The sequence below is a fragment of the Paenibacillus sp. J22P90 genome (genome assembly GCF_059692195.1).
Genome location: NZ_JCAUAY010000001.1, coordinates 626,511 through 651,580 on the forward strand (window position 1 = coordinate 626,511; position 25,070 = coordinate 651,580).

The 25,070-nt window shown below is 44.3% G+C and carries 17 protein-coding genes; 13 read left to right on the forward strand and 4 right to left on the reverse strand.

Annotation, left to right across the window (positions count from 1 at the left end):
• The first annotated feature begins 55 nt into the window (after positions 1-55).
• The 12 genes from AC58UX_RS02370 (at position 56) to AC58UX_RS02425 (ending at position 18,900) form a co-directional block, all read left to right on the forward strand.
• Positions 56-3,859 carry a hypothetical protein gene (locus AC58UX_RS02370; protein WP_497249341.1) on the forward strand — a complete coding sequence of 1,268 codons (3,804 nt, stop codon included), beginning with the start codon at positions 56-58 and terminating at the stop codon, positions 3,857-3,859.
• A 163-nt stretch (positions 3,860-4,022) separates the two neighbouring features.
• On the forward strand, positions 4,023-5,006 hold the full coding sequence (locus AC58UX_RS02375; protein ID WP_497249343.1) for an ABC transporter permease: 984 nt from the start codon (positions 4,023-4,025) through the stop codon (positions 5,004-5,006).
• A 34-nt stretch (positions 5,007-5,040) separates the two neighbouring features.
• Positions 5,041-5,913, forward strand: a complete 873-nt coding sequence (locus tag AC58UX_RS02380) for a carbohydrate ABC transporter permease (protein ID WP_497249345.1) — start codon at positions 5,041-5,043, stop codon at positions 5,911-5,913.
• Positions 5,914-5,996: 83 nt separating this feature from the next.
• Positions 5,997-7,586, forward strand: coding sequence for an extracellular solute-binding protein (locus tag AC58UX_RS02385; RefSeq protein WP_497249347.1), 1,590 nt, complete (start codon positions 5,997-5,999; stop codon positions 7,584-7,586).
• 167 nt (positions 7,587-7,753) lie between these two features.
• The gene (locus AC58UX_RS02390) at positions 7,754-10,096 is read left to right on the forward strand and encodes a helix-turn-helix domain-containing protein (RefSeq protein ID WP_497249349.1); all 2,343 of its coding nucleotides are present in this window, start codon (positions 7,754-7,756) and stop codon (positions 10,094-10,096) included.
• Positions 10,097-10,099: 3 nt separating this feature from the next.
• Entirely contained in the window at positions 10,100-12,046 is a 1,947-nt protein-coding gene (locus tag AC58UX_RS02395) for a DUF8769 domain-containing protein (RefSeq protein ID WP_497249351.1), read from the forward strand.
• A 26-nt stretch (positions 12,047-12,072) separates the two neighbouring features.
• A complete protein-coding gene (locus AC58UX_RS02400) occupies positions 12,073-13,086 on the forward strand; it encodes a glycoside hydrolase family 88/105 protein (protein WP_497249353.1) in 1,014 nt (337 codons plus the stop codon).
• 328 nt (positions 13,087-13,414) lie between these two features.
• Positions 13,415-14,047 carry a hypothetical protein gene (locus AC58UX_RS02405; protein WP_497249355.1) on the forward strand — a complete coding sequence of 211 codons (633 nt, stop codon included), beginning with the start codon at positions 13,415-13,417 and terminating at the stop codon, positions 14,045-14,047.
• Between the two features lie 12 nt (positions 14,048-14,059).
• Positions 14,060-15,211: a glycosyltransferase family 4 protein gene (locus AC58UX_RS02410; RefSeq protein WP_497249357.1), complete on the forward strand. Its 1,152-nt coding sequence runs from the start codon at positions 14,060-14,062 to the stop codon at positions 15,209-15,211.
• A 2-nt stretch (positions 15,212-15,213) separates the two neighbouring features.
• Entirely contained in the window at positions 15,214-16,203 is a 990-nt protein-coding gene (locus tag AC58UX_RS02415; protein ID WP_497249359.1) for an aminoglycoside phosphotransferase family protein, read from the forward strand.
• Positions 16,200-18,131, forward strand: a complete 1,932-nt coding sequence (locus AC58UX_RS02420; RefSeq protein WP_497249361.1) for a polysaccharide deacetylase family protein — start codon at positions 16,200-16,202, stop codon at positions 18,129-18,131. The genes AC58UX_RS02415 and AC58UX_RS02420 overlap by 4 nt, the downstream gene beginning before the upstream one ends.
• Positions 18,121-18,900: a HipA family kinase gene (locus AC58UX_RS02425; RefSeq protein WP_497249363.1), complete on the forward strand. Its 780-nt coding sequence runs from the start codon at positions 18,121-18,123 to the stop codon at positions 18,898-18,900. Before AC58UX_RS02420 ends, AC58UX_RS02425 begins: the two co-directional genes overlap by 11 nt.
• Before the next feature lie 69 nt (positions 18,901-18,969).
• Here AC58UX_RS02425 and AC58UX_RS02430 read toward each other — a convergent pair whose 3' ends face one another.
• From AC58UX_RS02430 to AC58UX_RS02445, 4 genes are all read right to left on the reverse strand, one after another.
• Positions 18,970-19,608 (reverse strand): hypothetical protein, encoded by a 639-nt coding sequence (locus AC58UX_RS02430; protein WP_497249365.1) that lies wholly within the window; start codon positions 19,606-19,608, stop codon positions 18,970-18,972.
• 101 nt (positions 19,609-19,709) lie between these two features.
• Positions 19,710-20,765: a Ger(x)C family spore germination protein gene (locus AC58UX_RS02435; protein ID WP_497249367.1), complete on the reverse strand. Its 1,056-nt coding sequence runs from the start codon at positions 20,763-20,765 to the stop codon at positions 19,710-19,712.
• A gap of 8 nt (positions 20,766-20,773) precedes the next feature.
• On the reverse strand, positions 20,774-21,844 hold the full coding sequence (locus tag AC58UX_RS02440) for a GerAB/ArcD/ProY family transporter (protein WP_497249369.1): 1,071 nt from the start codon (positions 21,842-21,844) through the stop codon (positions 20,774-20,776).
• A 41-nt stretch (positions 21,845-21,885) separates the two neighbouring features.
• Positions 21,886-23,205, reverse strand: a complete 1,320-nt coding sequence (locus AC58UX_RS02445) for a spore germination protein (protein ID WP_497249371.1) — start codon at positions 23,203-23,205, stop codon at positions 21,886-21,888.
• Between the two features lie 218 nt (positions 23,206-23,423).
• Here AC58UX_RS02445 and AC58UX_RS02450 point away from each other — a divergent pair, with 218 nt between their 5' ends.
• Positions 23,424-25,046 (forward strand): PAS domain-containing sensor histidine kinase, encoded by a 1,623-nt coding sequence (locus AC58UX_RS02450; protein ID WP_497249373.1) that lies wholly within the window; start codon positions 23,424-23,426, stop codon positions 25,044-25,046.
• Positions 25,047-25,070: the final 24 nt, after the last annotated feature.

The window sequence follows — 25,070 nt, forward strand, 5'->3', positions numbered from 1 at the left end:
TAAAGCTGCAATCACATGTGTGGTACTGCTTAACGAAGGAGAGAGGGACTAACCGATGAAAGAAATCATTCTTAAAGATGAACTTAACCATCACAAATATCGCTGGCCTAAGACGCTTTTGTCCTACCCAGTTGAACTGACAAATGCGGACATGCGAGCCATCTCCTTGCAATTGAAGGATGATAAGGAGAATAACCAGCTCTTTCAGCTGTCAGATAGGGAGGATCATCCAGAGGGTGGAGCTCGTGCATCACTTTACTTCACAGCTGATCTACCTACTGGAACTATGCGTACGTATCGACTTGTAGGTACGGGTTCGCTAGGGCATTCCGAGCACAAGGGGTTAGTAATTCAGGAAAATGATCCTGACAATTTGATTGTTGAGTCATCGACGCTTTCTGTAGCCATCCGTAAAAATACTACACACGACAACAGTGGCAATTACCCTGTCTTCATGATTAAGAGTGCGAACGAAGAAATAGCAGGCACTGCTTATCTACAGTCCAACCAGCAAGTGGAGTCCTATTCGCTGGACTTGCCGACAAAAGGTTGCGTTTACACGGATTGCGTCATCAGGGCTCGATTTATCGATGGGAGCAGCTATAGGTTGAAGCTTAGAATCATTGATGAGATGGAATTCCTAGAAATGCAGGAGGATATAACTGGATTTGAGGAGGGAACGCAAGCTAAGCTAGTGCTCAACTGGCATACATTCCAACCGCAAATTCGATATGCTCGGCATCGGGAGAATGAAAAGATTGACCTGTACAGAGAAGAAGAGGGGTATTTGCCATTTAAATTACTGCCCTATGCGAGTTATAACAGCTGGTGGGGTACACCGGTTGCGTCTTTTACTGATAGCCAACATGGAATAAGCGCAGGCCTTTTCGTGAAGCAGTCCGAACAATGGAAGAGTCAAGATTATGCGCTTTGGGGGTCATCTGAAGCTACCGCTATTCGTTTCCGCTACAATATGTCTTCGGACTTGGTTGGCACGCTGTCATGGGAATACCCGCTTACGAACGGTTCTAGAACAACAGCTCTTGCCATGTATAACAGTGAAAAAAATGCCCAATACGAGCAAAAGAACTATATAGAACACCTCTGGTATTGGTATGAATTCCTGAATCTAAATAAAGTGAAGAATTGGATTCTTCGCTGGGGGGAAGACAAGGAGCAATTTCCACGCTTTTTTCCCGATGAGAGCTTGCCTGCTTCAGGTGTAGAGGTGTGGCATTACGGTGTAAGGAAACAGCCGTTTACCCCATCGTTTATGGAAGAAATCATATACCATCTGTCCCATAATATGAACCAGCTTTACCAAGCAGGTCCTGTGTCGGCTAGAGAATTTTTTAGCTGGGTCTATGTATTCGATATGGCGGCTCCGAGGATGACGCAACAGCAGTTTGATGATTTCAAGGCGTGCAGCGCCTTTATGGCCTATGCCCATAGCGATGAAAGCTTTATGCCGATCGAATGTACATTATCGGGACATCCCAATTTTCTGGCAGATGCCCGATCTGTCCCTGCCCTAATGGCATCCTTGTTTCCCAACCATCCTCATGCCCTCAACTGGGTGGATCAGTTCGAAACCGCGATGGCACGCAATATGAAATATCATATTCGTCCAGATGTGGCTTTGTGGGGCAGCGACGGAGGAAGATGGACAGAAAATTTAGGTTGCTATAACTGGGCTGCACTGGTTCCCATGATGAAAACGAGCGCACTCGTGTATCGAACCTTTGGGGATAATGTGCTGATGTATCCCAATATCACCAAATGGACGCAATGGATGTTGAACACCTTGAGCGCACCGGTTAAGGGGTCTCGGACATACCCGCCACAGGGCGCACATAGCGGCGTGCATCTAGATCCGATGGTTCCTACCGATTCCGTGCGTCTGCTCGCGGAGCGGCTGGAACGATATGAACCGTTATTGGCTGAATATCTCATGTACATTTGTAAGCCCGATGCTGTTGCACATGAAGAGCGCATTCCAGGCTCCAACATGTATAAATGGCTTTATGACCGTAGACTGAAGATGAACAATGGAACTAGACCTCAATTGAAATCTGCGAAGTATACGGGGTATGGCTATATTTTAAGAGCGGCGGTGGAAGAAGAAAGTGAAGTTTCCGTACACCTTCAGCAAATTGATGAAGGTCCTAATTACAGATGGGGCAGAGCAGGCCAAGGGGGCTGCGGCGTCCTCTACTACTATGCGGCCGGCAAACGTTACAGCTATAACAGGGCGGAAGATGTTGGCGATTATGATATGGGAGATGTGCAAGCGAGCAGTAATTTTGGTGTACTTGTAGGCCACGAGTATAGAAGTATTGGTAGAAATGATTTGACCGAGCCGATGTACGATTTTGGATTTGCGCAGTTCGTACAAGCAAATGCAGGTGAATATGCGAAGCCGTTCTATCAATCCAGAAGCGTGCTGCTTAGCGGCAATGACTATATGGTGGTCTATGATCAGGTTGGTGATATGCGCGTGAGAGGTAGATTCGCTTGGTTTGTCAAAGACGGAGAGCCATTTCCACATATCGATCAACTCAAACCAGGTGCTATGGGAGTCCGCGTTAATCCGGGCATACCAGCAGATCGTGCACAAGAGCCAACGGATGCACCTCAGGGATCGAAGGGAATCGTTTTTGACGGGTTTGGCGACTTTCTGACCGTGGTCACCCACCGTCAATTGAATTGTGATTACAATACGTATACGAAAAGAACCGATTATGGTGCAGAGATTAAGCTGCAAGGGCGAACAGATCGGATTTTCAGAGACGGCGGGTTGATTCGGTACGCTGATGAGGTGTGCAGCTTTACGGGATACGCAGGCATCATTCGCTTATATGGTGAAAGCAAAGCCGAAGCGGCTTTGTTTAAGGGCTCCAGCATCGGCGCGCTAGGCGTAAAAGTTACCGTACTGCCGTATGAGCAGGAAGTGAAGGGGTATGGTCTTTCTTTTACAATTCAAGGTGGAAATCTGTCGGGGAAAGTGGTCTGCTCCCAAAGGGTTCAAGTTAAGGTGGAATGGAAAGAAGATGTTGAAGCGAGCGAAAATAAGCTTTATGTCAATTCGGCGCTGCTTGATGTGGAGTGGTCAGAGAAGAACGAAATTGCCTTTGATTTGCCTAATGGCAGTCATACCTGGGAATGGGCGAATACTGCTCCGATCCCTCAAAACACGGAAATCACAGCTGTTGTCGTCTCCTCCCAATGTGCAGAGGTGAACTGGTTGCCTGCGGTTGGAGCGACTGCCTATCAAATCGAGCAAAGTGTGGATTGCGGTAAAAACTGGTCAGTTGTCGCGCAAGAAGCGGGAACCAGATGCTTGCTCAGTGAGCTGGAAAATGAATCGAAAATTCACATAAGAGTGCGAGCAACGAATGCTGATCGTCAGGGGAACTGGAGTCATGATTACCCTGTTTATATAACCGCCAACCGTCCGGCTGCTCCGGAAGGTTTGAAAGTATGGCGATGGGGCAATACCTTCCGAATCATCTGGGGATGGCAGTTAGGTGTTCGGAACTATACACTTTACCGAAGAGTTAAGGGAACGGAGCTTTTCAACGTCGTGTATGAAGGGCCAGCTCGCGAATGGATCGATATGAAAATGGAAGGCTTGGCGAAGGACATATACGAATATGCAGTAAGTGCCTGGAATGGGAATGGAGAAGGGGCGAGATCTCTTGTGCGTGATACGGAGTCTGGTGGGCTTGCCTATTGGGACCCACAACCGGAGCAAGGTTTCCGTAGATATACGCCTAGTCATGAGTATGGGTTCAGCGGCTTTGACCACTGGGGGAATGCGTTGAAACAAAAATTGAAATACCCTGAGGAAGGCGTCTAAAAGGCTGACAGTGTCTACTTAATTAATCATCATTCGAGTGGAATGCGGGTCATTTTACGGTTAAACAGCCTTACTTGTCTATTAAATTGTGATTATTGAAGTGGAATACACGTTAAAGCTAAAGTGATGTCATACCATTCAACAAGAGGACGAGGTGAATTGTTTGAGCTTAAGAAATCGGCAAGCAGTACTCATGAGTAAAGATCGTAACCAAGTAAGATCAACTGCACGACCAACGAGTAAATTAATCTTATTCGCTCATTCCCTCATACGGAATCGTTCGCTGATTCTCATGTTTATTCCTGGCTTCGCATTATTCATTTTGTTCAATTATATCCCCATGTATGGGGTTACGATTGCCTTCAAAAATTTCCAGCTTCTTGAAGGGATATGGGGGAGCCCATGGGCAGGCTTAGAGCATTTCCATAGGTTATTCGCTGGAGCTGACTTTAACAAAGCCTTCTATAACACGTTGATCATCGCGGTTCTGAAGCTCGTCTTCATTTTCCCAGCACCAATTATTTTAGCTATCCTATTAAATGAAGTTCGGCAAAAGAAGGCACGAAGAGTCATTCAAACGGTCTCCTATTTGCCCTACTTTTTCTCGTGGGTTATTCTCGGGGGCATTCTATTCACTGTCCTTGGATCAGACGGTATCGTCAACCAAGTGTTGCAAGCATTGGGAATGGATCGAGTAGGTTGGATGCTGGATGCGAACAAATTCTATATCGTAGCGATCGGTTCTGCCATTTGGCATGGCGTAGGCTGGGGCTCCATCATTTACTTTGCCGCGCTGTCTTCCATTGATCCGACGCTGTATGAAGCAGCTGTTATGGATGGAGCTAATCGGTTTAGGCAAATATGGAACATCACGATTCCCTCCATCATGCCGACTGTTATCATTATGCTCTTGCTTTATATCGGACATTTCCTTTCGGTCGGTTTCGATCAAATCTACAACCTGACTACGCCTACGAATTCGTCAGCAGCGGATATTCTGGATACTTATGTGTTGCGTCGCTTGTTGAGCATGGATTATGAGCTTGGTGCGGCTGCTGGGATATTTACTTCAGTCATTGGATTATTTCTGGTTGTCACAGGAAACTGGCTGGTTAAACTGTACGATAAAGAACAAGGTTTGTGGTAAGAAATTGCTTTTAGGAAAGGAGAACCAATACGCTATGCATCGAACCAAAGGTGAGCGAATATTTGAGAATGTGAATTTGGTGCTCTTATGCCTGTTTGGGTTAGTTACCCTCTATCCATTTCTCTACGTGTTAACCGTATCACTTAGTGAGGCTGCTGATATTTATAAAACGGGATTTCAAATTATTCCTCTTCATCCTACATTAATCGCTTACCGTAAGGTGCTGAGTGATCCCCAACTCGTAGTTGCCTACACGAATACGATTCTTAGAACCGGTGTCGGCGGATTTGTGGCCATTGTATTAACCGCTATGACCGCTTATCCCATTTCAAGGCCAGGATTTCCGCTCCGCTCTTCTATAATGAAGATATTCGTTTTTAGTATGATGTTTAGCGGTGGTACGATTCCGACTTACTTGTTGATGAAGCAGCTGCACTTACTAGATACCTTTTGGGTGCTTATCTTACCGTCTGCTGTAAGTGCTTACAATGTCATTGTGATGCGTAATTTCTTCCAGTCCATTTCTGCTGAGCTTATGGAATCAGCCAAGATGGATGGCGCATCGGAGTGGGGGATTTTCGCACGTATCGTCATTCCGCTTTCGGCTCCTGTAATATCCGTTATTGGACTGTGGGTCGTCGTCAGTCACTGGAACGCATGGTTTGATGCGATGATCTATACGAACAGCAAGTCTAGGGAAGTTCTTCAGTTATATTTGAGGCATCGCGTTATCGATAAAAATGTGAATCTAGCTCAAGAGTATAACTTAGTGGAAGTAACCAAGGTCACGCCTGAAAATTTGAAAGCTGCCATGATCCTAACGATCTCATTCCCGATTCTATTGGCATACCCCTTTATTCAAAGGTTCTTTGTAAAGGGAATAATGATGGGTTCTGTAAAAGGTTAAAAAAATATGCTTCTAAGCATGCGGGTATGTGGTCTAAATAGACTTGACATATTATTATGAAAGATAATGAGGAGGCCAAAAAGATGATTAGACAAAAAAGGGTCAATTGGATGAAAGGCAGCGCTTTGCTATTAGCAGCAAGCTTGACGCTGGTAGGCTGCGGTAAAGAGGAAACAGTCTCACAACCAACGGCTGCGGGTTCAAGCACACCTCCAAGTGCAGCTGCAACGCCAGCCCAACCGATTACATTGAATTGGGTCAATTACCCAGGCGTCTCGACGGAATCAAATTATGCATCTCAGTATTTGGAAAAGAAGTTCAACGTTAAATTGAATAAAGTGTATACGACAGCTTATGCTGATTACAAACAAAAACTTCAACTGCAATTGTCTTCTGGCGATATTCCAGATATCATGTTCGTGTTTGATCCCGGCGAGTTGAACAAGTATGCATCTCAAGGATTGCTTGCAGAAGTACCGCTCGCGACGTTAGAGAAATATGCGCCAAGAACGAAAGCTAACCTAGATAAACAAGCGCCTCAAGGCTGGTATTACAGCAATGTGAACGGGAAAAATTATGGTTTAACGACGTTCTATTTCACGGGTCAATTCAGCGCTAAGCAAGCGTGGCGTACGGATCTATTGAAAACAGCGGGAATTGATAAAGTCCCAGAGACGATTGACGAATTCACAACAGCCTTTGCTGCATTGAAAAAAACGGGCGTATACGGCATGAGTACAAGTGGTAACTCTTACTATAATCAATTCCATTCGATCTTTGGCGCCTATGGCGTTATGCCAACGCAATGGATGTTGAAAGACGGTAAAGTCGTGAATGGTGCTGTTCAGCCAGAAGCGAAGGAAGCGCTTACGAAACTAGCTGAATGGTACAAAGCAGGTTTTATTGATCCTGACTTCGTAACTGGCCAAGATTTGGGACCTAAATTTACCCAAGGAAAATATGCATTCAATGATAGCTCACACGTCAGTACCTTGGATGCAGCTAACCCTAACTCCGCGATTAACACGCTGAAAAAAGCGAATCCTAATGGTACTTTGGCCTTTGGTCCTCCTCCTAAAGGTCCACAAGGAAAAACAGGCGCTTGGGCATGGGGAACTGCGGGGAATATATGGGCTTTTGGCAAACAATTGGAGAAATCCCCTGAAAAATTGCAAAAGGCTCTTCAAATCATGGATGAAATTCAAAATAATGAAGAAGTTTGGTTGGCATTAGCTTGGGGTGAGAAGGGGAAACACTGGGATTATAATGATGCTGCTGCAGGACCAAGCGCTGGGTTGAAAAGGATTACACCTTTTGATGATGGGACTAAGCTTCTGGCGGAAGGCATCATTGATTTAAGTAACGGTACGACAGCTTGGGCAGCTCAAGCAAATATAGATATTATTGCGAAGTATTATAATAAAACCCTTTTAGATACGTTCAAGTTATATAACCACCCGGTAAATGATATCTTCGGTAAATCGGACAGCTTGCCATCTTCAGGGAAGTATTGGGGAGATCTCATTAAGCTGAAAACAGATACTTATGCGGCAATCGTTCGTGGTGACAAGCCTGTCTCATATTTTGATGATTTTGTGAAGCAATGGAATGAAAAGGGCGGTACGCAATTGGAAAAAGAAGCTAATGACTTATATACGAGCATGAAAAAGTAGCACGTTTCTAAGTGGGGCACGGGGGGAGAAGTTGATGTTGAGTCCTTCTCCTTTCTTGCGTTCATAGGTGCTATTCATTCATGCTGTTCATTCGTCCGTGCTGTCCTTTATAATGAGTATTGTATGGTAAGTATATCCATTGATTCATAATGAAGGATGGTGATTTCATGCGTGCACTCACATGGGCTCGACATATGTTCAGTCAGAAATTAATCGTCGTGCTCCTTGTTATTTCTATTATTCCTGTGCTTGGTTTCGGAACGACCATGTATGTAACCGGCAGTCGAATCGTAGAATCAGAAGTGAGCCGTTCTTCCCAAATGGCGATCACACAAGTTCGTGATCAGATGGATCGGCTTGTAGACCAAGTTGAAAAATTCAGCTCTCAGTTTTCTCAACAATCGAATGTGTTGGACTTTATGAAAGTCACCAATTCACCATCGCTAGGATCAATGACACAAACCAATACCCTGATCAACGATATTTCAAATTTTACTAGCTCGGTTCCGGCACTTCATTCCGTTTATTTATACCATGCCACACAACAGATTATTCTTGGAGGATCCTATCGGATTACGAATGTAACAGATGGTCAACTTACGGATAAAAGTTGGATTCCTGCGCTTACTGAAGCCGTGGAACAACGAAAGTTAAGCTTTTGGATTACCCCTCGCTCGATAACAGAAACACCAGGTTCTTCGAAAGAGGTTGTAACCTATGTAAGACTGTTACCGTTTTTTTATACAGAAGTGAAGGCTGCGCTCATCGTTAATATTGATACGGGATCCTTAGTGAATAGTGTGAGTTCTTATCCTTTTGGGGCAAAGGGGAAGTTGCTCATATTCTCCCCTGACGGTACGTTGATATCCCAAGGCGGACCTCTTGCGAATATGACGGATTCTGAATCTCAAATGATCTTTGACGCAACGAAAAAACTCGACCCTAAATCTCCGTGGCTTAAACTGCACGGCGATGAGATGTACGCCCAATATGAGGTGTCTGGGCTGAATGGTTGGACCTATGCGATGCTCATTCCAGCGGAAGCAACGATGCACAATGTGGAGCTATTAAAGCGGCTTGTCATGTTGTCGACATTCGTATTATGCTTTGCTGCTCTACTAGTATCTTTCTTTAGCTATAATGTGTTCCAGCGCGGGATCAGGCGTATCAGTAATTTGTTGTTCGGTGAGGGGCGAGGTACAAAGACGATTTCGTCCAATTTGCCGCAAGCGTTCTCATATGAACACCGTGTGGATGAGATCGAATATCGTATTGCCGGACTTTTAGATGAAGTGGATGTTGTAAAGGCCGAGTGGCAAGAGCAATTGCCGCTACTAAGAGAGCAGTTTTTATTGTCCGTCCTTTTCGGTGATTTACATAGCAGGCCTCCCGAGAATCCTAAAGTCCGTCCACTCTTTGAAGCACCATTCTTCGCCGTGCTTGTAATTGAAATGGATGAACCCACAGATGGAGCAAGGTTCACAGGTGAGGATGCTCGGTTGTTTTTATTTTCAGTAGCCAACATTTCGAACGAACTAATGAAGAATCAAATTATTGGAGAGACGGTACTTACGGCGCGACATGCTGTCATTTTATTAAATTTGCAGGAAGCCTCGCTAGATAAGGAGCCGATGGAATTAGCCCAAGCGATCCGGTACGCAGTTGAGACCTATCTCAAGCAGTCGGTAACTATTTCTATAGGCCGGACAGTCGATAGCTTGCATAATGTCGCGTTGTCTTACAATGATGCACTCAAGACGATCCAAGCGAATTGGGTTAAACATGGCAACGAAGTTATTTCGTATCGAGATGCTGCCTACCCATTAAACGAAACGTTTAGTTACCCATCCGTATATGAGAAATCGCTTCTTGAGCAGTTGCGAGATGGGAATGATGAGGGAACATGCTTAGAGTTAGATCGTTTTGCAACTCATCTGGAGCATGAGGGCATAGCCTTCCAATTGATGAAAACCTACTATGTGCAGCTTCTCGTGTCCATCATCAGGGTGCTTCAGGAATATGACGATAATCTCACACATGTTTTTGGCAATCATAACCCATATGCAGATCTAGTAGGATTGGACAGCACCAAAACCATACAGGACTGGTTCAAGAACAGCGTCATTATCCCGATTATTGCCTTTATTCGAACGTTGCGTAAAAACCGCACCAAAGGAATGATCGAGCAAACCAAGGAATTTATCGCGGATCGGTATGCCCAAGATTTGAGCCTGCAGTTTGTTGCCGATTATTTCCGAGTTAGTCCTTCCTATCTAAGTCAAGTGTTCAAGAAGGAAGTAGGAGATACATTCATTAATTATGTAATTCGCTATCGGATCGAGCGTGTGAAGGAGTTACTGGTTGAGTCTGAGCTCAGCATTGCCAAGATTTCAGAAGAAGTGGGATACAGCAATGCCCAACAGTTGATTCGCGTATTCAAGAAGCTGGAGAGCATGACACCAGGTGAATATCGCGATTCTCAACAAAAATACGCGCTTAAGGAAGGATAGATGATGAGTAGTTATTATGATATCGAAGGGCAGAGAACTCGGGCTAAAGAAATCAATCGTTTGCTGGTGGAATATCATCTAACGGATTTTGATCAGATGGGCACCTATCACGGATCTAGCGGTGTGAGCGGTATGCGGGAACGGCTATGGTTTGCTCGGTCATTCCTAGCCTCGGAATCTTTGGAAGCAAGGAAGATGGCTAACCTCATCATCGAATCTACCCCGTTTAAGCATTGCCACTTTGCTCCTATGACAGCGATTCAAATTTTAAACGAATACAACGAACATCTGACCGATCAGGTACATGCTAAACTCTATAGCTATCTTGAACATATCATACACAACAGTGCTGGCGCTGATATGGATTTTGTTGGTGTCAACGATAATTTTCCATGTATGAGCACATTTATTGCTCTGATTGGCGGTAGGATGCTGAATCTCCCGGAGATCGAAGCAATTGGAGCCAAAAGACTCTATCAACTGAAAAGCCTTCTGTCGAGACGCGGCTTTGCAACGGAGTTCAACAGTCCAACCTATACAGGCGTGCAATTGCGCGCTTTGGCGGAAATATCCAATTATTTGGAAGATGGTGAACTCAAACGTATTGCTTTGGCCTGCGAGGAGCGTATCTGGGTTGATCAACTCAGTCATCTCCATGTGCCGACTTCTCAGGTGGCAGGTCCCTATTCTCGCGCCTATACGGTTGATTCTGTTGGGCATACGCATCATTCTCGCTTTGCGCTATATGCGCTGCTTGGTGATCAATTGCCAATTAACCTGCGCAATACATTATTTGTTTCAAAAGAAGGCGAGCTCGGCGAAGTGATCCATCATAGTGCGGCGTTCATGCACGTAAGTGCCGCAGATGTATTGAATACGACCTACCATTGTCCGACAGAGCTTGTCCAACATGCCCTAAATAAAATGTATCCGTATCAGGTCATCGGTACAAACGAATTTAGTTCCTCCACAGATGCCGCTACAAGTGGCGTACCAGAGGGAAATCTGCTCTTGAAGGCAGATATCAAGGAGTATCCTGCTGGGATCGGCGTAATAACGACCTATATGAAAGAAGATTATGCCCTAGGCACTTCAACGCATGAGTTTCATAACGGCGTACAAACGGATTCCTTCCACCTGATGTATCGCAGAGTTCCGCAGGCAACGTCACAGAAGGATACACGTGCTGTTTACGCTAGATATTTGCTGAATGAGCATATGCCTGGTCAAACGAATACGTATGAGCGGATGGCTTCCACTTCGGCAGATAGCTTGTTATGGGACGAAGGACGTAAACTGGCCATCCAGGAGAAGGGAACGGCGATGGTTCTCTATAAACCAAAGCAGATGGGCCGTCTTCAAGTTAGCAGCATGAAGTTATCCATTATTTTTCCGTGCCAGTATGGTGATCCTGATGAAGTCTGGATTGGTGAACGCAAACTTACGGACCTAGTCGGAGAAAGTGTCGAACCCATTTCCGTCTATGTGAAGGATGGACCTGTGTACATGGCTTTCCATCCACTCCTTTTAACGAATCATGGACGCCAATTTGCGTTGAAGGTAGAGAAGGCTAACGGTTATTTGTTGTTTTCATATTACAATTATGAAGGCGAGAGCAGGGATTTTGATCCTGAGGTATTCGTCCTAACTGGCAATGGGTTTGTAACGGAAATAGCCAGTGAGTCAGAGGTCGGAAGCTTTAACAAGTTCCGGGTGGAAGCAAGCCAAGCCCAGATTCTCGATGAAGCTTCTGCCCATGTGCATTCTCGGCAGACTACGCTCCGTCGAACTTCTTTTCAGGGAAGAGGCGTAACACTTGCCTGCGAATACAGCCCCGCAAGTGAAGGAATCAAATATGTGGAGATCAACGGAGCCATTCCAGCAAACCGTCAGCTCTCTGTTACCGGGTTTGATGTGAATAGACTGCCATTTATAAGTGCGGAACATTAAATAACTGACAAGGTGGGATCGAGCGTATGTCAAGAACTAGGTCTTTGATTATGGAACGTGTGATAGAGGGTACGTTAAGAATGCCCCTTCGGGAATGGAACTGGAGTGAGGGAGTTGCGCTTTATGGCTTAGTGACGATGTGGAAAAAAGAGCGTCAAGATCGGATTATGCCCTTTGTCCATCAATGGATTGACCAACAATTGGCCGCAGGTCATGTGTATGAGACCGTAAATGCCACTGCGCCATGTTTTGCGCTTCTGGAATTGTATCAACTGGAAGGTGATGAACGTTATAAAAAGATTATTCTATCTCGCGTTGATTTCCTATTGAATCGAGCGTTGCGATTGTCCAATGGGGCTTATGAACATACGCTGGAAGAAACGAAATTTGGCGGGCAAATGTGGGTGGATACCTTGTTTATGGCAGGGCTATTCTTGATCAAGTCGGGTCTCATGTTCGGTCTGCCTGAGGCCGTAGCCGAAGGGGTGCGGCAATACCGAGTTCACATCGAGATGCTGCAAGCAGAGAACGGCCTTTTTTTCCACGGGTGGGACGAGAAGCGAGATCGTGTGATTGGCTGCCAATGGGCCAGAGGCAATGCTTGGGCTTCTATCGTTTCGGTAGAACTATTGGAAATGCTGCCTGAGGATCATGAAGCCCGAAGCGACATCCGTGACGCATTGAACCGCCAGTTAGCAGGTCTACTAGCCAATCAAGATGTATCTGGTCTGTGGAGTACAGTTATCACGGATTCAGGCACCTATTTGGAAACTTCTGCGGCAGCGGGAATTTCTTATGCGATAAGCAAAGGTATACGTCTAGGGGCCGTAGACATGAAATATGCCCGCATGGGGGAAATGGCGATGCGAGGAGCGTTGGCATTCGTTGATGGGAATGGGGTTTTCAAGGGAGTTTCCGCCGGTACTGCAGTGCAAAATCATGCTGGGGAATACAATGTCATTGCGCAAGATCGGATGGAAGGTTACGGTCAGGGTATCTTGCTTTTAATGTTGTCTGAGGATTTTACACAAGTGCATTGAAAATCAAAAAAGTTACCATAATCACATAAAACAGGCTACCGCAGGATTTATTCTCGGTAGCTTTTTTTCGTTAACTGTACTTGCGCTGATAAAGACAAATAGATATATAGATTAATAGATTAGCCGTTCCTTAATAAAATCTTAATCATATTTTATAGTAACAGGGTAAGACAGGAATAGCTGGGGACTGCTTACTATGTAAGTTTAATCATACAAAAGGAGGGTATGGTCTGGAGAGATTCTATTTATTTGTAAAAAAACTGTTCAACAAAAAAATATCAAATAAACCGGTTAAACAGAAGAGAGGATGATAGGTATGTTTTCGATGATGAATGAGTTGAGAAAGCTTATGGAGGCAACCGTGATCAGAAAAATCAAATCAATCAAAGTGGACCGGGTGGATCCGACTGAAGAGTTAGTTGTAGAAAACCCGACAGATCTGCCACTGATCACTATTGGAAAAAAGAGCGCAAGCTTTCAATTGGATGAGAAGCGTATCGTAAAGATTTATGCCAAAGAGGGAAGAGCAGAAGAGGAATACACCCTTCTTCAAAAAGGGGCAAGCTATGGCATTACGCCTCATGTTTACTCATTTGGCCCAACCTTCTTGGTGATGGAAGCCATGAAGACCCCGACAGTGCTCAGCTACTTGGAGATGAACGGACTTTCACGGGAGTTTACAAGCAGTCTGCTTCAGTTAATGACCGTCTCTAAAGAACTGGGATGGGGATCGGGTCATTCACCTGAGGACATTTATGTCATGCCGGACGGGACTATGAAGGTTGTCAATATCAGTGATAAAGCTGTCTCTGCGGATTATCCCCCTAAGAAGCTGCTGAAAGGGTTAGGGACGTGGACTGGCGCATTTCTCCAACACGTGGAGGCTCTGGATCCCGAGTTGCACGAACAATGGATCAACCATCCTGAGTTGTTGAAATATATGCCAAAGAAATCGCAATAGGAGGTATTCTCGATGAAAATTGCTATGATCGCCTGGGAATTCCCTCCGCAATTTTCAGGAGGACTGGGTGTACACTGCCAATCACTGGTTGAAGAGCTGGTCAAACAAGGGGTGTGTATTGACTATTATCTCCCGACTGATGGGGATGCGGTATTTCAAATCCCGGAGGGGATGGTTATGCACCGTTTGGAAATCGGTCAGCAATCGTCCGCTTATTCCGATGGAGATAATAAGGTTTGGCAGAGTATCCATGCGTTCAGAGCCCGCCTTGAGGAAGTTTTTCAACCGCAGGGAGTAGATGTGATTCATGCACACGATTGGATGGGCGTTTATGCAGCGATGCGAATCCAAGAACTGTATGGAATTCCCCTAATTTGGACTGTTCACTCTACAGAGTATGACCGGGCGGCCGGCTTTCCTCCTCACCCCGGAATTTTAGCTATCGAGCAGGCAGCGTTTCAAGCGGCAACCCATACAATCACTGTTTCTGCCCGTACGAAGGAAAGCTTGGTTTTAAAATACGGCGCCGACCCGAGCACCGTCTCCGTGATTTATAACGGTATTCATGCCTCCTCATTTCAAGGCTTGGCAGAGGATCGGAATTACGGAACAACCGAAGGGTATGTTCTATTTTTAGGAAGAGTGACTGGCCAAAAGGGACCCGGTGATTTCCTGAAGGCAGCTCGGATGATTCTTGCTGAAAGAGAGACACGCTTTATGATCGCAGGGGACGGCAACTTGCTGGGGCCCCTGCGCCGGCAAGCGCGGCGATGGAAAATCGATGAGTATATAACGTTTACTGGCACTGTGAAAGGGAAACAGCTTCAGAAATGCTATAAGGATGCCCAGATTTATGTACTTCCGTCAATCTCGGAACCTTTCGGAATTACAGTGCTAGAGGCTATGGCCTCGGGGGTTCCAACAATCATCACAACGACTACTGGAGCTAGTGAAATCGTCCAAAGTGTTTGCCTTGTGGAACCGGGGAACCCGAAACAATTGGCCAAAGCCATTCTCACATTATTAGACAATCCCGTCTTACAGCAATCTTTAGCTCAAAAGGGAGTTCAAGAAATACAGCGCTTTTCGTGGAAATCGATTGCCAACCAAACCCTTCTGCTCTATTCGAAGTGGTGTGCACATGTTGATAAAAAGGAGCCTTAACCATGAACATTGATTATCCTATTCTCCCTATGGAGGAGATCATTGCCGCTTATGAGGCAGATTTTATAGATGAACCGAGGCATGTTTTATCGTATTCCTTAGTAGCGTGTATACCCAAAATGAAAAAATGGATTTTGGAATACGCGGTAACGTATCAAAACCAACATGGTGAGGTTGTTCAGGAAGCCGTCATTGGTAAGATATTCTCGGACCCGGAAAAAGGAATTGCAGGCTACCGATTAATGCGGCATCTATGGGCAAACGGAATGAATGATGAAGTTGACTATACGATCGTACGCCCGATTGCCTATCTTCAATCCTGTAATCTGCTGCTTATGTCTAAAGCACCTGGGAAAATCATCAGGGATTGGATGTACGAAACGGACCAAGCCGTTGATGCCGCCTACCATGTGGCAATCTGGTTAAAACGACTGCACCAAGTCCCGCTTATGCAGATCAAGCAGCTCCGAAGAACGAGGGCGGATGTGGATTTTACCCGTTTAATCACGGAGTTGACCAAGGTCGTCCCGGAAAAGGAGGCAGCTTTCCAAGCGCTTGTCGATCAGTTGATTCTCCATCCTGTAACAGCCGAGAATGAAAACTTAGCCATGCTGCACGGAGATTTTCATATTAAAAATGTGTTTTGGGACGGACATCAGGTGACGGCAATTGATTTTGACCACCATTTTGTCGGAGACAGAGCTTGGGATGTAGCTTATCATGCCTGCCAAATTCAATTGAGCGCATTTTATAAGAAAGGTGATTTCCGATACTTTCAGCCGGTCGTGAAAATGTTAATTGATACTTACCTTACCGGGATTCCGGAATCGGAACACCAGCCCTTCCTAATGCGCTTATTTCAATGCCGTTCCCGTTCTTTATTTGAAAGTCTCCACTATGAACTATGTGTATGTAAGACTGGAGCCCTGCACATCGTTGATCCGTTCCTTCAAGAATGTGAGCTTTCTTTGCAGGGAAGTGCATTAGAATGAGACCCGCCCGAATTCCCATTGCTATTGTCCATCATGCGAACCAGTATTTGATAACGAATGGATATTTGAATCGTCCAGGCATTGTGGAAACGATCGGGCCGACGGACGGATCGGCGGGACTGCGTGCCATATTGGAACTTCATAGCAAATATGACATTCCGTTTCACCTTCATATCAGCGGCACCTTAATCGAAGCGTGCGCTTGGTTTGATCCGCTTTTTCTGGAGGAGATATCCGATTTGTGGAAGGCTGGATTGGTGGAAATGGTGGGTTCAACCTACTCGCAAAATATAATGACGCTGTTTAGCCGTGATTTCAACCGATTCCAATTGGAAGAAGAACTGCGGTTATATAAAGCTTGGCTAGGACCAAGCATGTCCGAAGTAAAGGGGCTTTGGATTCCTGAACGGGTCTGGGACACTGGACGGCTTGCTGAAACAGTAACGAATTCGGCGCTTGGCAACGGTGGATACCGGTATGTTTTGGCGGATGACCGTTTGTTTCTGCAAGGGGATGAACGGACCAGCTTCGACGAACAGCGCCGTTTCGATCCAAGCTTATACAAGCCATATTCGGTGAAAGGCTCCAACGGTTTGCTTGCTCTTCCCATCTCTACGGAGATGAGACTGAATATACCTTTCCATACCACTTTAAATGAAGAGAAGCTGGATCAATTAATGGCCCAATTGCGGCAGGAGGTTGACCGTGGGGAGGATGTGATCGCCATCTACGGTGATGATATGGAAAAGGCGGCAGGAATTCCTCCTATGTGGGATCCCCGATCTATTCAATATTACGAGCTGTTTTTGAACTGGCTGAAAAACAGGCAGGATGTTGAGCCGGTTCTGTTTGGAAGTTGGCTCAACAAACGTACGGACTGGCCGTCACGCTCCGTTGGCCCGGGCACCTACATGGAGCTGGCGAAGCAGTTCGGTGCCGGAGAGGATTACTCCGGTTGGGCAGACTCGGCTGCGTGGGCTTCCTATCAGCAAATGCTTGAGAAAGCTTGGGAGCGAGTATTCGCGTTTTCACAACAGCAGGCTACGCCATCCTTGATCATCGATCTGGCGATCAAGCATTTGCTTGCCTCCACGTATGAAACGGGCTGGCACGACCCGGGAGTATCCTGGAAGGACGCCTCCCCAGCTCCTTGGGCCCGCGCGTTAGCGAGTCATGCCCGCGCAGCTTATGTACTGCTGAAGGCAGCTGAATGGGAGCAAGATACGGACAGTGCGGGACTTCTGCAGCTGGAGGTAAAGGATCTCGACGAGGACGGAAACGAAGAAGTGATTTTGCGCAACCAAGACTTAGCTGTGGTCATTAGTCCTGCGTTCGGTGGGCGAATTCTATATGCATTTTCGTTCAAAGAGAAGGTAGGAAGGATGTTTATTGGCAATCCGACGGACGATTGGAACTTGCTTGAAGAACTGAACGGATTTATGGATACGCCTATGAATCATCCAGGAGCACTCGCAGATTATGGATACGAGCATGATGTGTATGAAATCGAAAGTGCTACTTCAGCAGAAGACTCCCCGGCCGAGTTGGTACTTGTGAATAGGCAGGTCAACAGTCCCGCGTATGGCTTAAAGAAACGGTTCCTGTTAAACAAGAATGAAAGCCGGGTCAGTATCCGGTATGAGCAGATTCCTCCTTCCATTTTGCCGCTTTCGCTCGATATTGGAATGTCTACCGACTACCTGCGAATTATACGGGAGGGACGGGCTTCGTTAGATTCCTGTACAGAGGGGGGGAAACGGGGCATTCGAACCGGAAACCTGTTTACTTGGGTATATCCAACAACTTCGGATGTGAAATGGAATATTCCCCGATCCCCCATTTTCGGCCACGGTGTCTGTATCGGATTAACGCTGACACATTTCGAAGGATCATTTGACTTGGGAGTTGATAGTGGTTATGGATCTTAATTTAGTTCCTGTTCAACATAGGGGCTGTATGCCGGAAGGATATGCGAAGCCCCAATTGATCCAGTTTAGCGATGGGATGAGCTATGTAGTTAAATTTATAAATAACCCAACCGGAACAAGAGTATTGGTTAACGAATATGTAGCGGCAAGCTTAGGGCAGCTTCTTTCTCTGCCTGTAGTTCCGTTTCAAGTCGTCCCTGTTTCCAATGACTTCATCAAGGCGATCCCTGAATTGGTTAAAAGTAAATTTAAATCCGGCACTCAGTTCGCTAGTCAGTATATTGAAGGTAGCACTTATCTTACCCCTGATTTTTTCAAAAAAGACAGCTCACAGATCCACAATCGGGAAATACTTGCCGGGGTGATTCTGTTTGACCTTTGGCTCAGCAATACGGATCGCAAAGAGAAAAACACACTATTAAAGCCGATAGGTGCCAGTGAACACTACTTTTACATGATCGATCATGGACGGTGCTTTGCCGATTCGAATTGGACCATAAAAACGCTGAAAAACACGAAGATGAATTTGAATTTGAAGGTTCACCAATGGTGTTACTCCCTTTTAAAAGATAAGGGCGAGTTGAATGATTATTTGGTGCGTATCCTGTCTTTGTCTGATGAAGCTATCAAGCAGGTTGTGTTCTCGATTCCTCAGGATTGGGATGTGTCAGGTGCGGAAAGAGAAGCTTTGCTATCGCATCTAATCAACGCAAGAAATAAATTACCGGACCTCTTAGTGAAATTCAAGAAATTATGCGGTTCTTCATAATATCCTTCCTATCAGTGAAAAAACACTCGTTTTATGCGGCTTACGTCGCGTAAAACGAGTGTTTTTCAGTTAGTCGTTGTCGTTCGAATCCGCATTTTTTTCTTTGATCATGCTCATAACTTGTTCAAAATCCGGTTGACTTACCCAATGATCGTACCACTTTGGACTGATCTCACGTGCATAGTTGATAAAATCCTGAGCGTATTGTCCCATGTCCGAAATCAGTTTTTGCGCGAAATAAACTGGAGTCGGCTTAATCACGTGGACTACATCGATGATTTTCATGCTATCATCCGGCATCATAAAAATATGCCGCGCAGAGTGGTCAAAACGATTATATCCGACCTCCTCAAACGTATCCAGCAGTTTGAAAATTTTTGCGGCTAATGATCGAGACAAAGCATTTTGCTGCAAATAATCATACAGGCTTGGAGCAGTCAAATAGTCCATTACAATAAAATTACTGCCCCAAAAATGCACTTTTGGACAAATCCCCGCTTGTCCACCCAGTGTTAAGCCATGTAGCTCTTGTTGACAACTTTCTTCGCGATAGTACACTTTAACACAACGATGCTCATCGATTTGAAAAACAGCTCCTTGTTTTCCTTTACCAATTAAAGGGAAGCCGGACGGATTGTCGATGTTAACAACCGTCTCGCTTTTTCGTACTCGAATTTGATTAAATTTGTTCATCATAGCAGCTTCCATATATGTTCCCTCCTTTCTATTATAATATGAACTTAACGAACTACTAGGAAAGGCCTTTAACTACTAGATTAAGCCTTTTTTAGCTTGAAGTTCAGAGGGACTCAATTCTCAGTTATATCTCCAGTGTTGGTAATGTTACTTTCAATCGTCAACTCGGTTTCCAGTGTAGGATAATACGTTTCACGCCATTTTGGAAGCTGATCGAAGGGCAACTTACTTCTGAAATATTGCCCAGTACCCAAAGCATCGGATCCGAGCGTTATTAACAACCTGATCAATTCCTCATATCGAGTCTTTAGATCTTGGGAGAATGCCAATTCAATCTGGTCTTTATTAAGTTTCCCATTATTTTCAATAAGCTCTAAGGACAGATGCATGTTCATCTGGAGCACGGGATGCTGATCCCGCCAAACGGCATGTAAGCGGTTATTGCATCGGATAATTGCCACACTTGCCTGATTGGTGACTTGAACAACAGAGCCTTGAAACAATTCCTCGAATAAATTAATTAATAGGGATTGCTCTTTTTTAATTTCCCCCTTCATTTTACCTTTCTCCATAACCGCAGAGCCCAGAAATTCCAGCATGGTTGATTTCCCTGAACGAAGAATCGGGATCGTAACATCTTCGGTGTCAGAGTGGATAGCGCCGAAGGTTTTCCACAGGTAGGCTAAATTGATCTCAGGGCTCCAACCAGCATTTTTGTTGAAAAAGTTTAATAGCGAACTCCCATCAGTTTGGATTTTCTGTCCTGTGTGATCTAGAAACTCGCCTATTTCTTCTGAGGTTATGGCTAGGAGGGATTTCGAAGGTATTTTTTGGCTCCGCATAATGAATCCGATCACTTCTTGAATCCCCGCTTCGGCAACCTTGCGATCGATAACGACCAATTGCAAATGCATGAAATCGATGCCTGCTTCAATATCCGTGTCTATTTCAGTCAGCGCTTTACTAATTGTTTCAGCTTCTTTGTAATAAACTTTGGAAGTTAGTCCCCGTTCTCCTGGAAAAGGAACTTGAACATGAATTCTGTATTTTTTGGTTTTACCGTAGGATACGCCCATGACGATGGGGAGTACACGATGATTGACATCCTTGATATCCCAACACCCGGTTAACAGCAAAGTACTGGTGAGCATCAGAACTACAGTCAGCATCTTACGGATCATTGTAGATAACCAGCTTTCTTATTCTCTTTTTCAATGAATCGGCCTCGAACATAAACGGCAATGGGTATAAGGATAAAAATAGAGATTCGAATCCAAGTATTGAAGTTGTAAATTTCAATATACCAATCCCAATTCGGAATAATTAAAGCCACAACATAGATCAATAGGATTAGGAAGGATCTGATATACGATTCCTTCCAAGTCGGTACCATTTTATGAAAGAGAAGAGCAGAAGACCATAGTGCAAACGAGCATACTAAAATAATTAAGGAGAGTAGCGCAACAGCGTAAAACAACGATATTCGGTCAAAAATGGACCATGTAATGTTGACGGAGTCGATGCTTGTCACTAATGGGAAATTCATGAGCGTTGCAGCGTTGACCCCAAATACAAGAATAGGCGTGTAAATAACGGATATATACAGCACAGTTATAGGAAGCATTGTAAGTAGAATAGGCTTCATTCGAACCTTGCAAACAGGAGGCAGCATCCCCAGAAGAATAAAAGGACATATCGAAAATAAGGGAGTAAGAAACCTTCCATGCTGCAAAAAGTCAAAGCTCGCGTTCACAAGCGGAAAAACGTTCATTATTTTTGAATTATTTATGCATGACAGTAGGGCAAATACGATGACTGGTATATAGACGATTGACATTAAAGTGCTTGCTCTCATTATTCCCTGAGATCCAATGGATGCCCCCAAGAACGTAATTAAAGCAAGCATGATCAAAATGGCATATAATGGTGAACGCGCTACAAAGATAATGATCATCAGTTCAGCAAAGCCGCGAATCCCCATGATCGCGATAAGGAGAAAATAACCAATTAAAGGTAAGAGCAGAGCTGTACTAATCCATCTACCAAGGGGCAGAAATAAATCTGCGTAATCCTGATTTCCTGCTTTTTTCAATCCCTTTAGCATAATGACCAGTAGAATTAACTCGATGAGCATGTTAAAAATAGCTGGTTCCCAATGACCATATTTGGTTGTATGCAGCAGCGCTCTAGGATATAAGAGAAAGTAAAAGCTGCAATGTGTTCCTATAAAAAAGAGAGGGACGGTCATATTTGGAATCCATCGAGGGTTCAACTGAATCACTGCTTTCCTTATGATTTACTGTCAAGCTTTCTGTTATCTAGAAAGCTCATAAAGGGAACTCCGAAGTGTTGTATACTGCAGGCATATAAACAGATGGCTAGAAAAGCTGCAGACATGCCAAAGATCCCGAAAATTCCGGACATCACGACAATGCCAGACCTCATTACTCGAATGACTAACGTGTTAATGTAGTTGGGGAAGGCAAAGTTGGCAGTTACGGAAGCAGATAACACAATGATGACAAGACTGCTCACCAACTTTGCATCGACAATCGCTGTTCCAAGAACGATTCCGCCGATTAACGTATTGGCTGCCGCAATACTTTTAGGTAATCGTTGTGTCGCTTCAATACTGATTTCACTAATAATTAGCAATAGCAGCATTTCCAAAAATGTAGGTAACGGGATTCCGATCCGGCTCGTTGCAATTGAGAGGGCAAGCTCGATTCGCAGCGTCTCTGGATTTACAGAAACTAGAGCTACATATAGTCCAGGTATCAGCAAAGCGATCAGCAAGCTGAGTAGACGTAGAAATCGCAGAGCGAACATGATGAGTAACGGTAATTGCTTATCCCACTCTAAGGCAATAAAATCGATAAATAGCATGGGGAGTACGTAGGCCACGGGTTCTCCATCCATCAGAAACAGTACTCTTCCATTCAACATCGACGATATGGCCTGGTTAGGTACTTCTGTTTTATAAAATGGGGCCAGTAAGTGAATTCGATTGCATCCGAATATTCGCATGACATCTTGCCCGCTGCGTACATTCTGGTCTGTGGCATTCTGCAAAGCAAGTTTGACTTGATGCAAAAGGTCTTTATCTACATGCTCTGAAAGATAGATTAAAGAGGCTTCTTTTTTTATTACGCCTGTAAATTGCACATCTTCCGCTACTAACAACGGAGAATTGATGGCTTTGCGAAGAAGTCCGATATTCGTTGTTAAAGGCTCCATAAAGGCGATATTTGGGGCAAATGGCATGGATTCGTTTTCCGGTTTGTCTAAAGCCCTGGCTAATGAAGCCGGTTTACCCTGAAAACTAAATGCATGTTCTCCATGAGGATGGATAAAAGCGATCCGCCCTTCGATAAGTTCATCCATTACCTCGGGGTTCCATTCCTTGCCTGCCAATCGCGATTGCATGTCGCTGAAGGTGGTTGCAGGTGTTATCCCAGCGTTCCATATAAAGAGGAGGGTTTCTTGCCAATTTACAACAGATTCATATCCTATCATCCAAATGCACTCGGATCCGAACTGGATAGGTTCGATTTTCAGATCACGATTTAATTGGGATTGTTGGCGCATGATCTCCAAATAATTGCTCATGGCATACCTCCTAGAAGCAGTGTTACAGTATTATTTGCTTATATATGGAAAATATTCCAAACGCCATGACTTACATAAGTAAAAGCGAGGCTCTAAAAACTTCATAAAAAAATGGGTGAAAGATCCAATAATTATTTTGGATAAAAACTGGTATAATCAACTAACTACTCATTAATGTTCCACACATGTTCATAAAATGAAAAATAAGGAAGTTACATATGCATAATAAATTAAAGGCAGCAAGGTTTAATACTCCTTTTAAAATCACTTTTGTCTATGTGTTTATAGGTTGTCTATGGGTACTCCTATCTGATCGATTAATGGACAAACTGAACATGTCAGCGGCAATTACTATCCATTCCTCGAAGGGGCTATTTTATGTTCTAACTACGGCCTTGATTCTATATTTTTGGGTCAAACGTTTGAAAAAGGCGCTTACCGAAAGCGAAGAACGTTATCGAATCCTTGTGGAACATTCGCCTGAACCGGTACTCGTTCACAGTCAAGGAAATATAGTCTTTATTAACCCTGCTGGGATTAAAATATTTGGTGCAACTAGCCCAGATCAACTTATTGGTCAGCCAGTTATTAATTTCGTTCATCCAGACTTTACTGACATTGCGAATAAACGTATTAGGCAAGTCACAGAGGAAGGAAAACCAACGGATCCCATCGATCAGAAATTTTTTCGTTTGGATGGTCAATTTTTTGATGTAGAGGTTCGAGGAGTTCCTATTGTTTTCCTTGGTAAACCGGCTGTACAGCTTTTATGCAGGGACATCTCAGAGCGTAAAAAAGCCCAGCGTATGCTGGAAGAAAGAGAACAAAGTTATAAGTCGCTTGTAGATCATAATCCTGATGCCATTTTTTCGTTAGATGTAAATGGGTGTATGCTTCATAGTAATCCTGTTACTGAGAAGATCATGGGCTATCAGAAGGAAGAGCTTCATAATCAATCCTTCATTCACTTCATTGTCGCTCCAGATCAAGAGAAAATATCGCAGCAGTTTGAAAAGGCGGTAAAAGGTGAATCAAATAACATCGAAATTGCCATTACTCACAAAGATGGGACTAACGTAGAAGTAAACTTGAAACTGGTTCCTATTATTATCAACGATAAAATCGATGGTGTTTACGGTATTGCAAAAGATATCACAGAGCGTAAGCGAACAGAAGAACTATTGCTTAAATCAGAAAAGCTTTCGGTAGTGGGGCAGCTTGCAGCTGGTGTTGCTCATGAAATTCGAAATCCTTTGACCTCACTTAGAGGATTTGTTCAATTATTACAAACAAGGATCGATGGTTATAATCAATTTTTTCAGATCATGTTATCTGAATTGGATCGAATCAATGATATTGTGAGCGAGTTTATGGTTATTGCTAAACCGCAAGTAGTGAATTTTGAGATGAAGGATATTAGAAAAACTCTTCATGATGTGATATCGCTGCTAGACACACAAGCAATTCTTAGTAAAGTACAAATTCATACGGAGATTATTGATGACGACATTCCTTTCGTCAATTGTGAGGAAAATCAATTAAAACAGGTATTTATTAATATTCTTAAAAATGCGATTGAGGCGATGATAGGTGGGGGGGATATCCTTATTCAAATGAAGGTAGACGACAAAAAAATTAGTATTCGTTTTATTGACGAAGGCTGTGGAATCTCGGAAGAACGATTACCGATGTTAGGCGAACCCTTTTACACAACAAAAGAAAAAGGAACCGGATTAGGATTAATGGTATGTCATAAAATCATTGAAGCGCATCGCGGGACTCTCCATATTAAAAGTCAGATCGATGCAGGAACAACTGTTGAACTTATGTTGCCAATATAGAAAAACAACAAAAAGACTAGGATT

Bases quoted from the DNA above. Each gene is read 5' to 3' on its own strand.
- AC58UX_RS02370 (WP_497249341.1), top strand. From the start codon at position 56: ATGAAAGAAATCATTCTTAAAGATGAACTTAACCATCACAAATATCGC.
- AC58UX_RS02380 (WP_497249345.1), top strand. From the start codon at position 5,041: ATGCATCGAACCAAAGGTGAGCGAATATTTGAGAATGTGAATTTGGTG.
- AC58UX_RS02385 (WP_497249347.1), top strand. From the start codon at position 5,997: ATGATTAGACAAAAAAGGGTCAATTGGATGAAAGGCAGCGCTTTGCTA.
- AC58UX_RS02390 (WP_497249349.1), top strand. From the start codon at position 7,754: ATGCGTGCACTCACATGGGCTCGACATATGTTCAGTCAGAAATTAATC.
- AC58UX_RS02395 (WP_497249351.1), top strand. From the start codon at position 10,100: ATGAGTAGTTATTATGATATCGAAGGGCAGAGAACTCGGGCTAAAGAA.
- AC58UX_RS02400 (WP_497249353.1), top strand. From the start codon at position 12,073: ATGTCAAGAACTAGGTCTTTGATTATGGAACGTGTGATAGAGGGTACG.
- AC58UX_RS02405 (WP_497249355.1), top strand. From the start codon at position 13,415: ATGAATGAGTTGAGAAAGCTTATGGAGGCAACCGTGATCAGAAAAATC.
- AC58UX_RS02410 (WP_497249357.1), top strand. From the start codon at position 14,060: ATGAAAATTGCTATGATCGCCTGGGAATTCCCTCCGCAATTTTCAGGA.
- AC58UX_RS02415 (WP_497249359.1), top strand. From the start codon at position 15,214: ATGAACATTGATTATCCTATTCTCCCTATGGAGGAGATCATTGCCGCT.
- AC58UX_RS02420 (WP_497249361.1), top strand. From the start codon at position 16,200: ATGAGACCCGCCCGAATTCCCATTGCTATTGTCCATCATGCGAACCAG.
- AC58UX_RS02425 (WP_497249363.1), top strand. From the start codon at position 18,121: ATGGATCTTAATTTAGTTCCTGTTCAACATAGGGGCTGTATGCCGGAA.
- AC58UX_RS02430 (WP_497249365.1), bottom strand. From the start codon at position 19,608: ATGGAAGCTGCTATGATGAACAAATTTAATCAAATTCGAGTACGAAAA.
- AC58UX_RS02435 (WP_497249367.1), bottom strand. From the start codon at position 20,765: ATGCTGACTGTAGTTCTGATGCTCACCAGTACTTTGCTGTTAACCGGG.
- AC58UX_RS02440 (WP_497249369.1), bottom strand. From the start codon at position 21,844: ATGACCGTCCCTCTCTTTTTTATAGGAACACATTGCAGCTTTTACTTT.
- AC58UX_RS02445 (WP_497249371.1), bottom strand. From the start codon at position 23,205: ATGAGCAATTATTTGGAGATCATGCGCCAACAATCCCAATTAAATCGT.
- AC58UX_RS02450 (WP_497249373.1), top strand. From the start codon at position 23,424: ATGCATAATAAATTAAAGGCAGCAAGGTTTAATACTCCTTTTAAAATC.